This window comes from Arthrobacter sp. SLBN-112, assembly GCF_006715225.1.
GTDB lineage: Bacteria > Actinomycetota > Actinomycetes > Actinomycetales > Micrococcaceae > Arthrobacter.
In genome coordinates, this window is the sequence record NZ_VFMU01000001.1 from 282785 (window position 1) to 297002 (window position 14218).

The following is a 14218-nucleotide window of genomic DNA, read 5'->3' on the forward strand; positions in this document are numbered from 1 at the left end:
GGTCAGCCTTTCACGGAGCCGATGAGCATGCCCTTGGCAAAGTGCTTCTGCAGGAACGGATAGAAAATAAGGATGGGCAGGGTTGCCACCACGATCACGGCGAACTTGATGCCCTGTTCCGGCGGGATGTAATTGGGGTCCACGTTGCCGGTGCCCAGCAGGTCGGAGGCGGCGGTGACCTGGCGGAGGTACATCTGGAGGGTCCATTTGGAGTTGTCGCTGAGGTAGAGCAGGGGCGACATGAAGTCGTTCCAGATGCCCACGGCGTAGAAGAGGGCGAACGTGGCCAGCACCGGCTTGGACAGCGGCAGCAGGATCCGCCAGAGGATACCGATCTCGGTGGCGCCGTCCATCTTGGCTGATTCCTCAAGCTCCGCGGGGAGTTCCTGGAAGAAATTCTTGATGATGATCAGGCTGAACGGGTTGATGGCCGCGGGCAGAATCAGCGCCCAGTAGGAGTTGAGCAGGCCCAGGTCCTTGACCAGCAGGAAGGTGGGGATCATCCCGCCGGAGAAGACCATGGCGAAAACCACCAGGGACAGGATGACGTTCCTGCCCCGCAGCGTCTTCTTGGCCAGCGGGTAGGCCATGGTCACGGTGAAGGCGAGTTGGATCAGGGTGCCCACCGCGGTGACCAGGATGGTGGTCACCAGGGCCCGGACGAACGCGGGCGTGGCGAAGATGTACTCGTAGGAGCCCAAGGTGAACCGTTCCGGCCATACGAAGAACACCCGGCGGGTGATCTCGGCTTCGGTGGCAAAGGACCCAGCGAAGACGTAGACGAACGGCAGCAGCGTGATGATGCCAATCAGGGACAGGAAGGCGTAGTTGACGGCGTCGAAGATCCGGCCGCCGCGGGTGTTGTGAATCTTCATTAGAACAGTCCGCTCTGGTTGAATCGCTTGGCCAGCCAGTTGGTGCCGAAGATCAGCACGATGCCCACCAGGGATTTGAACAGGCCCACGGCCGTGGAGTAGCTGTAGGCGCCCTGGGTGATGCCTACGAAGTAGACGTAGGTGTCAAAGACGTCGGCCACCTCACGGTTCAGCGCATTGGTCATCAGGTAGATCTGTTCGAAGCCGGTGTTGAGCATCTGCCCGATGGCAAGGATCAGCATCACGATGATCGTGGACCGGATCGCCGGAAGGGTGATGTGCCAGACGCGGCGGAACCGGCCGGCGCCGTCGATGATGGCCGCCTCATACTGGTCCTGGTCCACGGTGGACAGCGCGGCCAGGAAGATGATGGTGCCCCAGCCGGTGTTCTTCCAGATTTCCTGCAGCACGATCAGCGGCCGGAACCAGGCAGGGTCGGACAGGAAGTCGATGTTGGTGCCCATGACGCTGTTCAGGAGCTGGAACAGCGGGCCGATGTCCAGGGCGAACAGCAGGAAGCTCAGGGACGCCACGATGGTCCAGGACAGGAAGTGCGGGATGTACACCAGCGTCTGGACCGTGCGTTTGAGGATGGACAGCCGCACCTCGTTGAGCAGCAGCGCCAAAATGATGGTCAGTGGAAAAGCGACGCCCAGGTTAAGGAAGGCCAGGATCAGGGTGTTGCCAAGCAGCCTCGGAAAGTCGGGGTTGGCGAAGAAATCCTCGAAGTTGCGGAACCCAACCCAGGGGCTGCCGTTCACGCCAAGGAACGGGACGTAATCCTTGAACGCGATGGACACCCCGTACATGGGTGCATAGCGGAACACCGCGAAGTACACCACACCGGGCAGGAGCAGCAGGTACAGCCACTTGTAGTGGGCGAAATGGACGGAGAACCTGCCCCCGGTGCGGGGAGCGGGCGATTTTTTGCCCACCCGCTCCCCGGCGAGGGTGTCAATGACAGGGGCTGCCATTTACTTGTTGTCCTGCCAGAGCTTGTTGATCTCTTCCTTGACCTTGTTGCCGCCGCTGGTGTCCCAGAGCTTGATGGCGTCCTTGAGGCCCTGCTCGTCGATCTGGCCGGCCAGGTACTTGATGCGGGCGTCGGCCACGATGTTGTCCAGCTGGGCACCCTTGGCCACGTAGGTCTGGGAAACGTAGGGCGCAGCCGGGTTGTAGACGGCGCTCTTGAGGTCCGCGGCCATCACTTCGGTGCGCTTGTCGAAGACCTGCTGCTCGTAGTCGGAGGGCTGCTTCACCGGGTAGAACTCGTTGCCCGCAACATTCATGCCCAGCTGCGCGTAGCTCTTGATATCGGTGGTGACGGCCTTGCCCTCGGGGGTCTCCGGCTTGATGGTGGCCGCTTTGCCGTCCTCCACCTTGAAGTTCACGCCCTCGATGCCGTTGTTCAGCAGGATGGCCACGTCCTTGCCGTTCATGGTGTTCAGGAATTCCAAAACCTTGTCCAGCTCTGCCTCACTCTTGACGCTGGCCTTGGGAATGGCAAGGAATCCGGAGTAGCCGTCGGAGGGGTGGGCGTGCAGTTCGCCATCGGGTCCTTCGAGGTTGCCCACGAAGCCCACCTTGTTCTGGAAGTTGTTGGGGTCGGCCTGCTTGAACAGGTTGATGAGGACGCTCACACGGGAATCGACGTCGATAATAATGCCGCCCTTGCCGTTGAAGAACGGCTCATTCCACTTGGTGCTGTCAAAGGTGGCAAAGTCCGGGTTGATGAGTTTTTCATCCACCATCTTCTTGATGAACCGGTCCGCTTCGAGGAATTCGTCGGTTTCGAAGCTGGGGATCAGCTTCCCGTCCCGCTCCGTCCAGCGGTTTCCGGCCCCGTACCACTCCTCGATGAGGTCGAAGGGGCTGTTGGTGCCCAGCGCACCCCATTTAGGGACGGTGATGCCGTAGGTGTCATTCTGCCCGTTGCCGTCCGGGTCCTGTTCGGTGAAGGCTTTGGCCACCTTGTACAGGTCTTCGGTGGTCTTGGGCGGCTGCAGCCCCAGCTTGTCCAGCCAGTCCTGACGGAACATCACGGCCGCACGCATGGGGGCGCGGCCGCGGAACACACCGTAGACCTTGCCATTGATGCTGGCGTTCCTTTGGATGTCCGGGAAGGTTGTCTTGAGGTTGGGGTACTTGTCCAGCTTGTCGGTCAGGTCCCAGAAGGCGCCGGCCTGGGCGTTTTTCACGAATCCGGGTGTCTTCCCCTGGATCACCATGATCTGCGGAATGTCCGAGGACGCCAGCGTGATGTTGGTCTTGTCCTCGTAGGACGCGTTGGGGGTCCAGTTGATCTTGACCTGCTTGCCGGTAAGCTCTTCCAGCTTCTTCTGGACGGCACCGTCCGCTGCGGGCGGCTGCGCCTCGAGGAACGGGGCCATGATGGACACAGAGGTGAGGTCCGCGGCCGGGGTGTCACCCCCGCTGCAGGCGGTGAGGGTCAGGGCCGTGGCGGTGACGACGGCGGCGGCCAGGGATAGTTTTCTGCGGATCATATTTTCCACTCCACTTCGTTGGGGTACTTGGGGCACGTCGCCCCTTGGATTGATACGTTTCATTTATTGCTCGGTCATTCAAGTGGTCCACCCTTCGGCCCCCGCAGGGCCATGCAGCAGGGGCAGGCGCGGGGTGCTCAGTGGGAGCAGTCAGGCGGCGGAAGCTCGATGAAGAGCTGGGTGGGCGGCAGGTTCCGCCGCCGCCACCGACTCGTCATTGGCTGCGAAGAAGCGGTCACACAACCAGCCCGTGAGGTAGAGCCAGGCTCCAATACTGAAGAACGGGATCAGGCCCGGAACGCAGCTGCTGGCATACACCACCGCAGCGGTGACGAAGAGCAGGATGACCGTTCCTGCCAGGTGCCGCACCGCAAAACGGGAGGACATCAGCAGGTATTGCGGCACAGGCAACTCGTACCGCGCGTACATGGGGAACACATAGCAGGCGGCGCCGGCCAGGAAGATCGCCGCAACGAAGATGCCGGCCGCCATGAGCTGCGGAAAGAGCCCCGGGCCCCGGGAGAAGTAGTTCCAGTTCAGGACAAGGGCCGCCGCGACGCCCATCAGCGGCAGGGAAAGCATGTTCGTCCTGAAGAAGTTGCGGAAGTACGCGGCGGCGAAGCTTTGCAGCAGCGGAGCACCGTCGCCCGCCGCCCGTTTGCGCACCGCGATGTGGGCGGCAGCGGTGGCCGGTCCCGCACCGAAGACCCCAAGACCCAAGAGGGTAAAGGCGATCCACAGCAGGTTCAGTCCCGCTATCCAGACGAGTGTGTCAAAAAATGAGTAGGCACGCGCACTGAAGGTCCCGGACAGCATGGCGGGGCTCCCTTCTGTTCTCCATCGTTGCAGAGGCGAAGCGGAAAGTGTCCCGCATCACGCTGGTAATCGGTTTCTCGAAAATCTAGACCTCCTGCCACACGATGGTCAAGCGAAATTTTGAATCGTTACATAGCTGGACTCGGCAGGGTGGCATACCGCACACTTGTTGGTGGAAAGCGCTTGCTGGGATGTGCGGGCGAGAAGATTCGGTGCCCGCGAAGCTGGTGCCAGGGCGGAATGGAGAACCATTGGGAACGGCAACGGAAGCGCCCGGCAGCGACGCCGGAACAGCGGCCATCCCGCAACCTGCGGCCCGGGTTGCACTGGTGGGAGTGCACGGCTTTGGCACCCACCACCTCCGGAACCTGGAGCGACTCCAGGCCGCGGGCAGCGTTGAACTCGTTGCCGTCGCGGACCCGCAGCCGACGGCACCCGGGACCGTCCCGCCGTCGGCCGCTGTCCACCCGGGACTGGACCACCTCCTGAAGGACACCCCGGACCTGGACCTGATCATCGTGGCCACGCCCATCCAGACCCATGCCCCGCTGGCCCTGGCCGCCTTGGCCACGGACGCGGAACTGTACCTGGAGAAGCCTCCGGTCGCTTCCCTGGCCGACTTCAACCGCCTCTGTGCGGCGGCATCGGCATCCGGCCGCGGGGTACAAATCGGATTCCAGAGCCTCGGCTCGCACGCCCTGAAGGCCATCGAAGAACTGCTTGCCGCCGGCACCATCGGAACCCTGGAAGGCATCTCCGCCACCGGGCGCTGGGTCCGCGACAGGGCCTACTACAAACGCTCCCGCTGGGCCGGAAAACGGAGCATCAACGGCGTGGACGTGGTGGACGGTGTGGCCACCAACCCGCTGGCGCACGCCGTGGCAACTGCCTTGCGCATTGCCGGGGCGCGCACCACCGCGGACGTTGCGTCCGTGGAGACCGAACTGTACCGCGCCAATGACATCGAATCCGATGACACCTCCGTCATCCGGATCCGCACCGCGGCCGGGCTGCCCATTACGTGCGCCCTGACCATCTGCGCGTCGGAATCCGTGGAGCCCTACCTGACCCTGCAGGGCTCGGCCGGCACGGCGGTGTTCCACTACACCGAGGACCGGCTCACCATCGAGACTGGGTCCGGGCACACGGAGGAAACCTATGGCCGCGACGACCTGACGGAAAACCTGCTGGCCCACCGGGCGCATGGAGTTCCGCTCACCAGCAGCCTGGTGGACAGTGGAGCCTTCATGCTGGTTCTGGAGGCCGTCAGGACTGCACCGCTTCCTGCTCCCATCGATCCCGCACATGTCCGCTGGGAAGGCGAAGGCGATGCAGCGCACGCCGTGGTGGTGGGCATTGAGGACGCCCTGGAGCGCGCGGGCCGGCAGCATGCCACTTTCAGCGAACTGGGCCTCCCCTGGGCCGCCGCGGCCCCGGTTGCCTTCGAGCTGCCTGCTTCCTGATGGCAGCGCAGGAGCCGGAAGCCGGGCAACTCCACGCTGCCAACCTCCTGACGGACGGGCTTGAGTCCTGCCTGACCGCCGTCCCCTCCCCTCTGTTCAGCTGGCAGCTGCACTTGGACGACGGCGGCGATCCCGCCCTTGCGCGGCAAACCGGCTATGAACTTGAGGTCCAGGACGGGCGGGGGACGGTTCTGTGGACGTCGGGGCCGGTGGCGTCATCCTGCCAATGCGGCATTCCGTATGGCGGTTCCCGGCTGGACGACGACGCTGACTACGCCTGGCGCGTGCGCATCCGGGACGGAGCCGGAGTCCCCGGTTCCTGGTCCGCCCTGCAGCCCTTCAGCACCGGCCTTACTGACAGTTCCTGGCAGGCCGGCTGGATGGGCCGGGTGCCGGGTGGGCGTGCTCCGCTGGAGATCCTCAACGACGCGCTCCGGGTGGCCGGGTCCCCCTTCCTGCCTGTCCCCTGCCCCGGGCTCCGCAGCTTCCGGCTGGAGGCCCGGCTCCGCCCCGTGATGGGCCGCGCTGGCCTGCTCCTGCGCAGCAGCGGCCCCGGAACCGGCCTGTTGCTTGAGCTGGGCGCCGACGGACAGGTATCGCTCCGCCCCGCTCCGGCCTGGGAGATCCCGGCCCCCGCCGCCCCGGAAACCCCGGTACTGGCTAGCGCCCACGCCATGGGCGCTGCATCCGGTGCCTGGCGGGACCTTGCCGTAAGCGACGACGGCAGGACCATCCGGGTGGCAGTGGACGGCATGGAACTGCTGGCGGTTGAACAGTCCGTTGACCAAGTCGCCGCGGGCAGGCTTGCCCTGCACCAGGGCCCGCGGAGCCAGGCCGAGTACGCCTCGCTGCGCATCGCGGGCACCACAGAAGGGAAACCCGGCGAACGGGAAGAACTCCTGCTGGACCACCGCTTCGATGCCGGCAGTGAGCTGGCCCTGGCCTGCCTGGCGCGCTGGTCCCGGACCACGGCACACCGCCAGCCCGATGAGTGGACCCTGTTCCGGGGCACCCTGAAAATCACTGGGACGGTGCGGCGGGCCCGGTTTTACGCCGCAGCCCACCACCACGCCCAGCTCTCCGTCGCCGGAACACCCTGCCTCAGCACCACCTCGTTCGGCTACCCCGGCGAAGGCTATTACGACGCCGTCGACCTCACGGACGTCCTCGCCGGACACCCCGTGGACACGCCCGTGCCGGTAACAGCCCTGCTCCACTGGTACGGCCCGGGCCAGGGCCGTGCCGCCGGCATTCCGGGCCTCCTGGTCCGGCTCACCGTGGACTACGACGACGGGCGCCGCGAAGTCCTCACGTCCGGCCCGGACTGGACCGCGGGCGAAGCCCCGTACCGCCAGTCGGGCTACCGCAACGATGAGGGCGATCCGGTGGAGCACCTGGACGGGGAGGCTGCCGCGTCCCTTAACGCCGCAATTGACCTGCCGGCGGCCATCACCTCAGGCCGCCACCCGTCGTCGGACTTTCCCCGGCTGCACCCCCGCAGGACCTTCCTTGCCGGCCGGTTCGTGGCGCCGCAGCAGTTCCTGACCGCCGTCGATGGCACCATGGTGGCGGACTTCGGCCAGGTGGTCCCCGCGAAGCCCGAAATTGATTTTCTAGCCGGCGCGCCAGGGCGCACCGTCATGCTCCGTGCCGGCTACGCGCTGGGTCCCGACGGCAGGGTGGACGCCGGGAAGACCGCCAGCCAGAACACCGACATGTCCTTTCCCTACACCCAAACCTCAGGGCCGCAGCAGTACCGGGCGTCGGTGCACCTGGGCTTCCGCTACCTGGAGCTCCCCGGCGTGGATGCCGCGGAGGTCTCACGCGTCGGCGCCGCCACTGTCCACGCCAGCCATCCCGGCGAGGGCAGCTTCAGCAGCTCGGACCCGGTGTTGGACTCCGTGTTCGGGCTGCTCCGCGATTCTGCGCTGTATGGCGTGCAGGAGCAGTTCGTGGATACCCCCACCCGCGAAAAGGGCCAGTTCCTGGCCGACGCCGCCAACATCTCCTATGCCACCATGGCGCTGTTCGGCGAACACGCCTTCACGGCGCAGGCGATGCGGGAGTTCGCATGGTCCGCCCGCCGTTACTGGAATGCCGGGGAGGAGAAGGGGCGCTATAACGCCGTCTATCCCAACGGCGACGGCAAGCGCGATATCCCCGATTTTTCCCTGATGCTGCCGGAGTGGGCCGAGGAGTACCACCTCCGCACGGGTGATCTTGCCCTGGTCCGGGAGCTGCTGCCGCACCTGTGCAACACAGCTGACTACGCCCTGCGCTATATTCCAGCAGAAGGCCCGACGGCGGGACTGGTCACCAGCCTGGGCGGCGGCTCCGGCCCCTACCTGCACGGCATCGTGGACTGGCCGGCACCCGGCCGGTTCGGCTACGACATGGAATGCGCGGCCAAAACCACTGTCAATGTCCAGGCGTACTCGGCACTGGTATCCACCGCCCGGCTCTGCGGTGCGGCAGGCGATGAGGGCGCGGCAGCCCGCTACGCCGCTGCTGCCCGTGCCCTGGCAACTGCCGTCCGCACGCGTTTGCGGGTGGAAGGGGTCATGGTGGACGGGCTGTACGCGGATGGGACGCCCAGCTCCCATGCCTCCCAGCACGCCACGTCCTTCCCGCTGTCGCTGGGCATCACTGAGCCAACGTACGCCGCAGCGGACGCCGCCCGGATCGCCGGGATGGGCATGCGGCAGGGCCCCATGACCGTGCACCGTCTGGTCCGGGCGCTGGTGGGCCAAGGGATGACGGATGCGGTGCTGGATCTGCTCACCAACAAGGATCAACCCGGCTGGGCGCGGCTCCTGGACCGCGGCGCCACTTTCACCTGGGAGGCGTGGGACCTGGCGGACGGCAGCGACTACAGCCAGTCGCACGCCTGGTCCGCAGCGGTGCTCAAGGAGATCCTGGAGCACCTGCTCGGAGTCCGGTTCAGCGTGCCCGGCGGGAATGGCGTGTTGATCGCTCCGCCGTTGTGCCGGTTGGAGCACGCCCGCGGCAGCGTCCCGGTGGGCAACGGGTATGTGCACGCAGATTGGCAGCGCCGCGGCGGACAGGTGGAGCTGGAGTGCACCATTCCGCCTGGCGTTACAGCCACCGTCCGGCTGCCCGCCGGCACTTACGGCGTCAAGGGGCCCGGTGCGGATGCCGCCGTCGTGCGTTCCGCTCCAGGTGACAACGAGGCGCCCCAAGCCACGCGCGACTTCCGGGTCCATACCGGGACCTGGACCTTCACGCCCGCCTAATCCTCCCTAAGACCCCGCTGGCGCAGAATCCCTCTGCCGCCGCCCGTGCCACCACAGCAGCAGGCCCACCACGGCCGCGGAGAGCATACCCAGGCCGCCGGTAACCACCAGGCCGGTGCGGACGCCGAACTGTTCGGTCAGCCAGCCCGCCAGGAGTCCACCGCAGGCATGCCCGCCCAGCAGGAGCGGAAGGTACAGCGCCATGACGCGGCCGCGGATGGCTGGCCCCGCCTCCAGCTGGACCGCTGTGGCGGCGCTGGTCAGGAACAAGAGCGTCATGATGCCCACCACCACCAGCATGCCCACGAACAGCACCAGGTTGGGCATGAGGGCGGCCACCAGCTGCGACAGCCCGAAGAGACCCGCCGCAGCCACGATGCCGCGGCGGCCCATGTTCCCCAGCCGGGCCGCAAGGAGCGCGCCTGCCAGCGCCCCGAGGGCACTGACGGTGTTAAACAGCCCGAAGCCTTCCACGCCGTTGTGCCACACCCGTTCGGCGAAGGCGGCGAGGACCACGGGCCCGTTCATGCCGAAGGCGCCCAGCAGCCCCGCCAGCAGGATGAGGAGAAGCAGCCGCGGCCGTTCCCGGACGTACCGGAAAGCGGCCAGCACCTGCCCGCGCCCCCGCTCCGCCGGTACACCCGGATGCAGCTCCCGGCCACGGATGGCGGCGATCATGCCCAGCACCAGCACGCCGATCAGCGCGTTTGAAGCGAAGGCGGCCGCCGGGCCCGCCTGTGCGATCAGGATGCCGCCCAGTGCCGGGCCGGCCATGGCGCCCAGCTGGGACAGCGCGTTGTTGAGTCCGATGGCGGGCCGCAGGCCGGCGTCGCCCACCACTTCATTGACGAAGACCTGCCGGGTGGGCTGGTCCACCGCTGCCGTAATGCCCAGCGCAATGCAGCTGGCGTAGACCACCCATACGGTGATGGTGCCGCTCGCGGCCCACGCGGCCAGCCCCACACCGAGGAGCACAATGATTGACTGGCACACCATCATGATGCGGCGCTTGGGGAAGATGTCCACCACCAGTCCCGCGAGCGGCCCCACCACCAGCATGGGCAGGAATTGGAGGGCGACGGCGGCACCCACCGCGGCGGGGCTTCCGGTCAGCTGCAGCACCAGCCAGTCCTGGGCCAGGCGCTGCATCCAGACACCAAGGCTGCCGGCCAGCTGCATGGCCAGGAACAGGCGGTAGTTGTGCTGCTTTAAGGGGTGGTACCAGCGGGGCTGGCTGATCCCGGGACGGGCGGCCGGAGCCGAACGGGTGCGGCGGGAAGGCACAGTCAGTTGCGGTGGCGGTGGGAGCGCAGCTTCACTGCGGCTGCGGCCAGGATCAGGGTGCCGGGAACCACCACGAAAAGTGCGGCGAGCATCCAGACAAACACCACGGCACCGAACAGCGCGGCGGCGATCAGCAGGGAGCCGGTCCAGTCGCGCAGCGAGATTGCCTGGCCGGCCTGGAGGGCCCGGCGCCACGTGTCCTTGCCGGTGCTTCCGGTGCCGGTGGCTGAGAAATCGGACCATGCGGATGCCGTGCGGAGCAGCAGGATGGCTGCGCCGGCGGCAAGCAGCAGCGTGGCGGGAAGGACCACGCCACGGCCAGGCAACTGGCCCACCCACGCGAGCAGCAGGTTGAGGACAATCACGACGGCGGCTGCCGCCGTCATGAGCCCCAGTTTCCAGCTGCCGGGCAGGGCAGCCTTGAACAGGCCCCAGAGGCCGCGGACCGAATCGTCCCGGCCGTTCAGGTGCCGCTCAAGGTGGGCGGTACCGGCGGCGTAGGCGGCGGGAATGGTGACCAGCGGGATGGACAGCACCAGCACCAGCACCCCCGCCAGGAGGGTTTCGGAGAACAGGGCGAACCGGTTCACCGGGATGGGCTCGTGGCTGGATGCGGGTGTGGTGCTGTCCATGGTGCTCATTTTCTGCCTTGCTGTCCGTTAGCCCTTGAGGCCCTGGGTGGAGACGCCTTCGACGATGTACCGCTGGAAGATCAGGAAGAAGATCAGCACCGGCAGCAGGGCCAGTACGGACATGGCAATCATGGCGCCGTAGTCCGAGGACTGGGTCTGGTCCACGAAGAGCCGCAGGGCCAGCGGCAGCGGGTATTTGTCCGGGGTGTTCAGGTACAGCAGCGGGCCCAGGAAGTCGTTCCAGCTCCAAATGAAGGAGAAGATCGAGGTGGAGATCAGGGCCGGCTTCATCAGCGGCAGCATGATGGAGCCGAAGATCCGTGCGTGTCCTGCGCCGTCGATCCTTGCCGCCTCATCCAGTTCAGCGGGCAGGCCGCGCATGAACTGGACCATGAGGAAGACGAAGAACGCGTCCGCGGCCAGGAACTTGCCGATCAGCAGCGGCACATAGGTGTCCACCAGGCCCAACTGCTGGAACACGATGTACTGCGGGATGATCACCACGTGGAAGGGCAGCAGCAGGGTGGCGATCATCATGCCGAACAAGACGCTGCGGCCGGGGAAGTTGATCCGGGCGAATGCGTACGCCGACACACTTGCCGAGAGGACGGTCCCCAGCACGGCGCCGAGGGCGAGGATCAGCGAGTTGGTGAAGAACTGCAGTGTGGATACCCCGCCGATCCCGTCCATCGCCGTGACGAAGTTGTCGAAGCTGAAGTTGTTGGACCACAGCGACGTGTTCTGGCCGCCGATTTCCGCGTTGGGCTTGAAGGACGAGGCAATCATCCACAGACCGGGGTAGAGCACGATGCCGGTCAGGATCAGGGCCACGAGGTGGAAGATCGCGCTCTTGGCCCGCTTGGCCCCGGCGGACTCGGATTTCGGGTTGTAGGCCTGGGCCGCCGTGTCCGGGGCGGACTGGGTTGGCGTTGCCATGGTTGTCATTTTGCATCACCGCTGTAGTGGACCCAGGACTTGGACGTGCGGAAGAAGATCAGCGTGATGATGCCGACCACGATCACCAGCAGCCAGGCCATGGCCGAGGCGTAGCCCATCCGGAAATCGCTGAAGCCCCGCAGGTACAGGTAGAGGGTGTAGAAGAGGGTGGAGCCGGCGGGGCCGCCTTCACCGTTGGAAATAATGTAGGCCGACGCGAAGATCTGGAATGCGTGGATGGTCTCCATCAGCAGGTTGAAGAAGATCACCGGGGAGAGCATGGGCCAGGTGATGTTGAAGAACTTCCGCACCGGGCCGGCGCCGTCCATCGAGGCTGCCTCATAGAGATCAACGGGGATCTGCTTGAGGCCGGCCAGGAAGATCACCATCGGGGCACCGAACTGCCACACCGTCAGCAGGATGAACATCGGCATGGTCATTGCGGGGTTGCCCACCCAGCCGCCCAGGTTGATCCCGAAGAAGGACAGGCCCTGGTCCACCGGGCCGCTGTCGCCGAACATCGCTTTCCAGACGATGGCGATGGAGACGGATGCACCGATCAGCGACGGGGCGTAGAAGGCGGAGCGGTAGAAGCCCTGGCCACGGCGCTTGCTGTTCAGCAGCATGGCCACCGCCAGCGCCGCCGCGAGTTTCAGCGGCGTACCGAACACCACGTAGCCCACGGTCACGCCAACGGACTGCAGGAAGCGCTCGTCCTGGAACAGGGTGGTGTAGTTGTCCAGGCCGATCCACTTTGGCGGCTCGAACAGGTTGTAGTTGGTGAAGGACAGGTAGAGCGAGGAGATCATTGGCCCAACCGTGAGGGCAATGAATCCCAGCAGCCAGGGCAGCAGGAAGGTGTAGCCGGCACGGGCATCCGCGCCCCGCCGCCGCGACTTGCGCGGCAGCGGGGATCCGGACGACGCCGAACGCCTGCTCAGGGTTGGGCTTTGAGTCACGAGGTCATTCCGTCAGTCGTGAACGCTTGATGAGGCAATGTGCCTGATCAGCCGTTCTGCTTGATGAGGTCTTCGGCTTCCTTGAACCAGGCATCGGTGGCACCGTCGATGGTGAGCTTGCCGTAGTTCAGGTCCGAGGCGATGCGCTTGAAGGAGGCTTCGAGCGTGCCGAAACCGACGATGGGCGGCTCTGGGGCGTCCTTGAGGTACTTTTCAATGGACTTTTCGTAATCCACCACCAGCTTGTCCGTGCCTTCGAACGTGGTGCCGTCACGCTGGGTTTTGGAGGCGGGGACGCCGCGGGAGGTCTTGAAGATCTGGCCCACCTCCGGGTCGTTGACCATAAAGTCAATGAACCGGGCAGCAGCGTCCTTGTACTTGGTCTTCGCACTGGCCACCATCAGCATGGAGGGCTTGAGGAACAGGCCAAGATTGTTCGGATCGTCGGACGGAACCGGCACCAGCTTGAGTTCCTTGGCGCCGCTGTCGCCCAGGTAGCCGGCCATGAAGTTGTCCCAGGTGACTTCGGTGGCAGTGGCGTTGGAGCCGAACGGCGACTTCGGAGCCAGCTGCGTCACGCGGTCCTCGGGAATGATGGCACCTGTACCCCGCAGGTTCGCGGGAAGGTTCCACCACTTCTTCAGGTCGTCCTTGCTGAAGCCCAGCTTGCCGTCAGAGGTGAAGGCCTCGATCTTGTTCTGGCGCAGCCAGATGTTGAACATCCACCAGACGCCGGTGTAGTCGGTGCCGCCGTAGAGGGCGCCGTTGCTCTTGGTTCCCACCTGGGTAAGGAAGTCGTTGAATTCCTTGTAGGTCCATTTGCCGGTCGGCTCCGCGATGCCCAACGGGGCCAGCTTTGCGGGGTCATAGTAGACGGCGAAGGCGTTGGTGCTGGTGGGGATGCCATAGGTCTTGCCCTTGATCTGGCCCGACGGCAGGAGGGACTTGTCAAAGGCGGATGTATCGATCTTGACGGTGCTGAGGTCCAGGAGCTGGTTGCGCTGGCCGTAGTCGCGCAGGTAGGACAGGTCCCACTGCATGACGTCCGGCAGGCCACCGCCGGCAGCCTCGGTGGCACGCTTCTGCCAGTAGCCGGCGAAGTCGGTGAAGTTGCCGTTGACCTTGATGTCCGGGTTCTTGGATTCGAACAGCTCGATGGCCTTGCGGGTGCGCGTCGCGCGGTCGTCGTTGCCCCACCAGGTGTAGTTGATGGTGACGGGTTTCTCAGCGGATCCGGTCTGGCCGGAAGAGCTGGATCCGTTGCCGCACGCCGACAGCGCTGCGGCGGATGCGGTGCCGATGGCCACGGTAGTGAGGAAATGCCTTCTGTTGATCACGGGAGCCTCCTTGCTCGATGAGTGCTTTGCCATTTCTCCGCCTACAACGTGAGTAGTGAGCTGGCTTACACGGCTACTGAAACGATACAATATCTGCATTCCCGAAATTGGGCAAGCGTTTTCCAAAGGTCTGATGTCAGACTGAGTTTTCGCCCCAA

11 protein-coding genes are annotated in these 14218 nt (G+C 65.3%); 2 read left to right on the forward strand and 9 right to left on the reverse strand.

Annotated elements, in window-relative coordinates; translation table 11 throughout:
- Window positions 1-2: 2 nt before the first annotated feature.
- From FBY33_RS01420 to FBY33_RS01435, 4 genes are all read right to left on the reverse strand, one after another.
- Window positions 3-875: a carbohydrate ABC transporter permease gene (locus tag FBY33_RS01420; protein WP_142028968.1), complete on the reverse strand. Its 873-nt coding sequence runs from the start codon at window positions 873-875 to the stop codon at window positions 3-5.
- Window positions 875-1849 (reverse strand): ABC transporter permease, encoded by a 975-nt coding sequence (locus FBY33_RS01425; RefSeq protein WP_142028969.1) that lies wholly within the window; start codon window positions 1847-1849, stop codon window positions 875-877. The genes FBY33_RS01420 and FBY33_RS01425 overlap by 1 nt, the downstream gene beginning before the upstream one ends.
- A complete protein-coding gene (locus FBY33_RS01430) occupies window positions 1850-3379 on the reverse strand; it encodes an extracellular solute-binding protein (RefSeq protein WP_142028970.1) in 1530 nt (509 codons plus the stop codon).
- Window positions 3380-3529: 150 nt separating this feature from the next.
- Entirely contained in the window at window positions 3530-4195 is a 666-nt protein-coding gene (locus FBY33_RS01435; RefSeq protein WP_142028971.1) for a YesL family protein, read from the reverse strand.
- Between the two features lie 251 nt (window positions 4196-4446).
- On the opposite strand from FBY33_RS01435, the gene FBY33_RS01440 reads away from it, so the two are divergent.
- Complete coding sequence (locus FBY33_RS01440; RefSeq protein ID WP_142028972.1) at window positions 4447-5658, forward strand: Gfo/Idh/MocA family protein; 1212 nt, start codon at window positions 4447-4449, stop codon at window positions 5656-5658.
- On the forward strand, window positions 5658-8912 hold the full coding sequence (locus FBY33_RS01445; RefSeq protein WP_142028973.1) for a family 78 glycoside hydrolase catalytic domain: 3255 nt from the start codon (window positions 5658-5660) through the stop codon (window positions 8910-8912). Before FBY33_RS01440 ends, FBY33_RS01445 begins: the two co-directional genes overlap by 1 nt.
- 6 nt (window positions 8913-8918) lie before the next feature.
- On the opposite strand, the gene FBY33_RS01450 is transcribed toward FBY33_RS01445, so the two are convergent.
- From FBY33_RS01450 to FBY33_RS01470, 5 genes are read right to left on the reverse strand one after another with little or no spacing between them, the layout of a single operon-like run.
- Window positions 8919-10196 carry an MFS transporter gene (locus FBY33_RS01450; RefSeq protein ID WP_142028974.1) on the reverse strand — a complete coding sequence of 426 codons (1278 nt, stop codon included), beginning with the start codon at window positions 10194-10196 and terminating at the stop codon, window positions 8919-8921.
- A gap of 2 nt (window positions 10197-10198) precedes the next feature.
- Window positions 10199-10837, reverse strand: a complete 639-nt coding sequence (locus FBY33_RS01455; protein ID WP_142028975.1) for a Poxvirus protein I5 — start codon at window positions 10835-10837, stop codon at window positions 10199-10201.
- 18 nt (window positions 10838-10855) lie between these two features.
- Complete coding sequence (locus FBY33_RS01460; RefSeq protein ID WP_142028976.1) at window positions 10856-11773, reverse strand: carbohydrate ABC transporter permease; 918 nt, start codon at window positions 11771-11773, stop codon at window positions 10856-10858.
- A complete protein-coding gene (locus FBY33_RS01465) occupies window positions 11770-12723 on the reverse strand; it encodes a carbohydrate ABC transporter permease (RefSeq protein ID WP_142028977.1) in 954 nt (317 codons plus the stop codon). Before FBY33_RS01465 ends, FBY33_RS01460 begins: the two co-directional genes overlap by 4 nt.
- A gap of 47 nt (window positions 12724-12770) precedes the next feature.
- The gene (locus FBY33_RS01470; protein WP_142028978.1) at window positions 12771-14060 is read right to left on the reverse strand and encodes an ABC transporter substrate-binding protein; all 1290 of its coding nucleotides are present in this window, start codon (window positions 14058-14060) and stop codon (window positions 12771-12773) included.
- Between the last annotated feature and the right edge of the window lie 158 nt (window positions 14061-14218).

What these genes read in the sequence shown, in the direction of transcription:
- FBY33_RS01435 (WP_142028971.1), bottom strand. Translation starts at nt 4,195, where the DNA reads ATGCTGTCCGGGACCTTCAGTGCGCGTGCCTACTCATTTTTTGACACA.
- FBY33_RS01455 (WP_142028975.1), bottom strand. Translation starts at nt 10,837, where the DNA reads ATGAGCACCATGGACAGCACCACACCCGCATCCAGCCACGAGCCCATC.
- FBY33_RS01420 (WP_142028968.1), bottom strand. Translation starts at nt 875, where the DNA reads ATGAAGATTCACAACACCCGCGGCGGCCGGATCTTCGACGCCGTCAAC.
- FBY33_RS01445 (WP_142028973.1), top strand. Translation starts at nt 5,658, where the DNA reads ATGGCAGCGCAGGAGCCGGAAGCCGGGCAACTCCACGCTGCCAACCTC.
- FBY33_RS01460 (WP_142028976.1), bottom strand. Translation starts at nt 11,773, where the DNA reads ATGACAACCATGGCAACGCCAACCCAGTCCGCCCCGGACACGGCGGCC.
- FBY33_RS01430 (WP_142028970.1), bottom strand. Translation starts at nt 3,379, where the DNA reads ATGATCCGCAGAAAACTATCCCTGGCCGCCGCCGTCGTCACCGCCACG.
- FBY33_RS01425 (WP_142028969.1), bottom strand. Translation starts at nt 1,849, where the DNA reads ATGGCAGCCCCTGTCATTGACACCCTCGCCGGGGAGCGGGTGGGCAAA.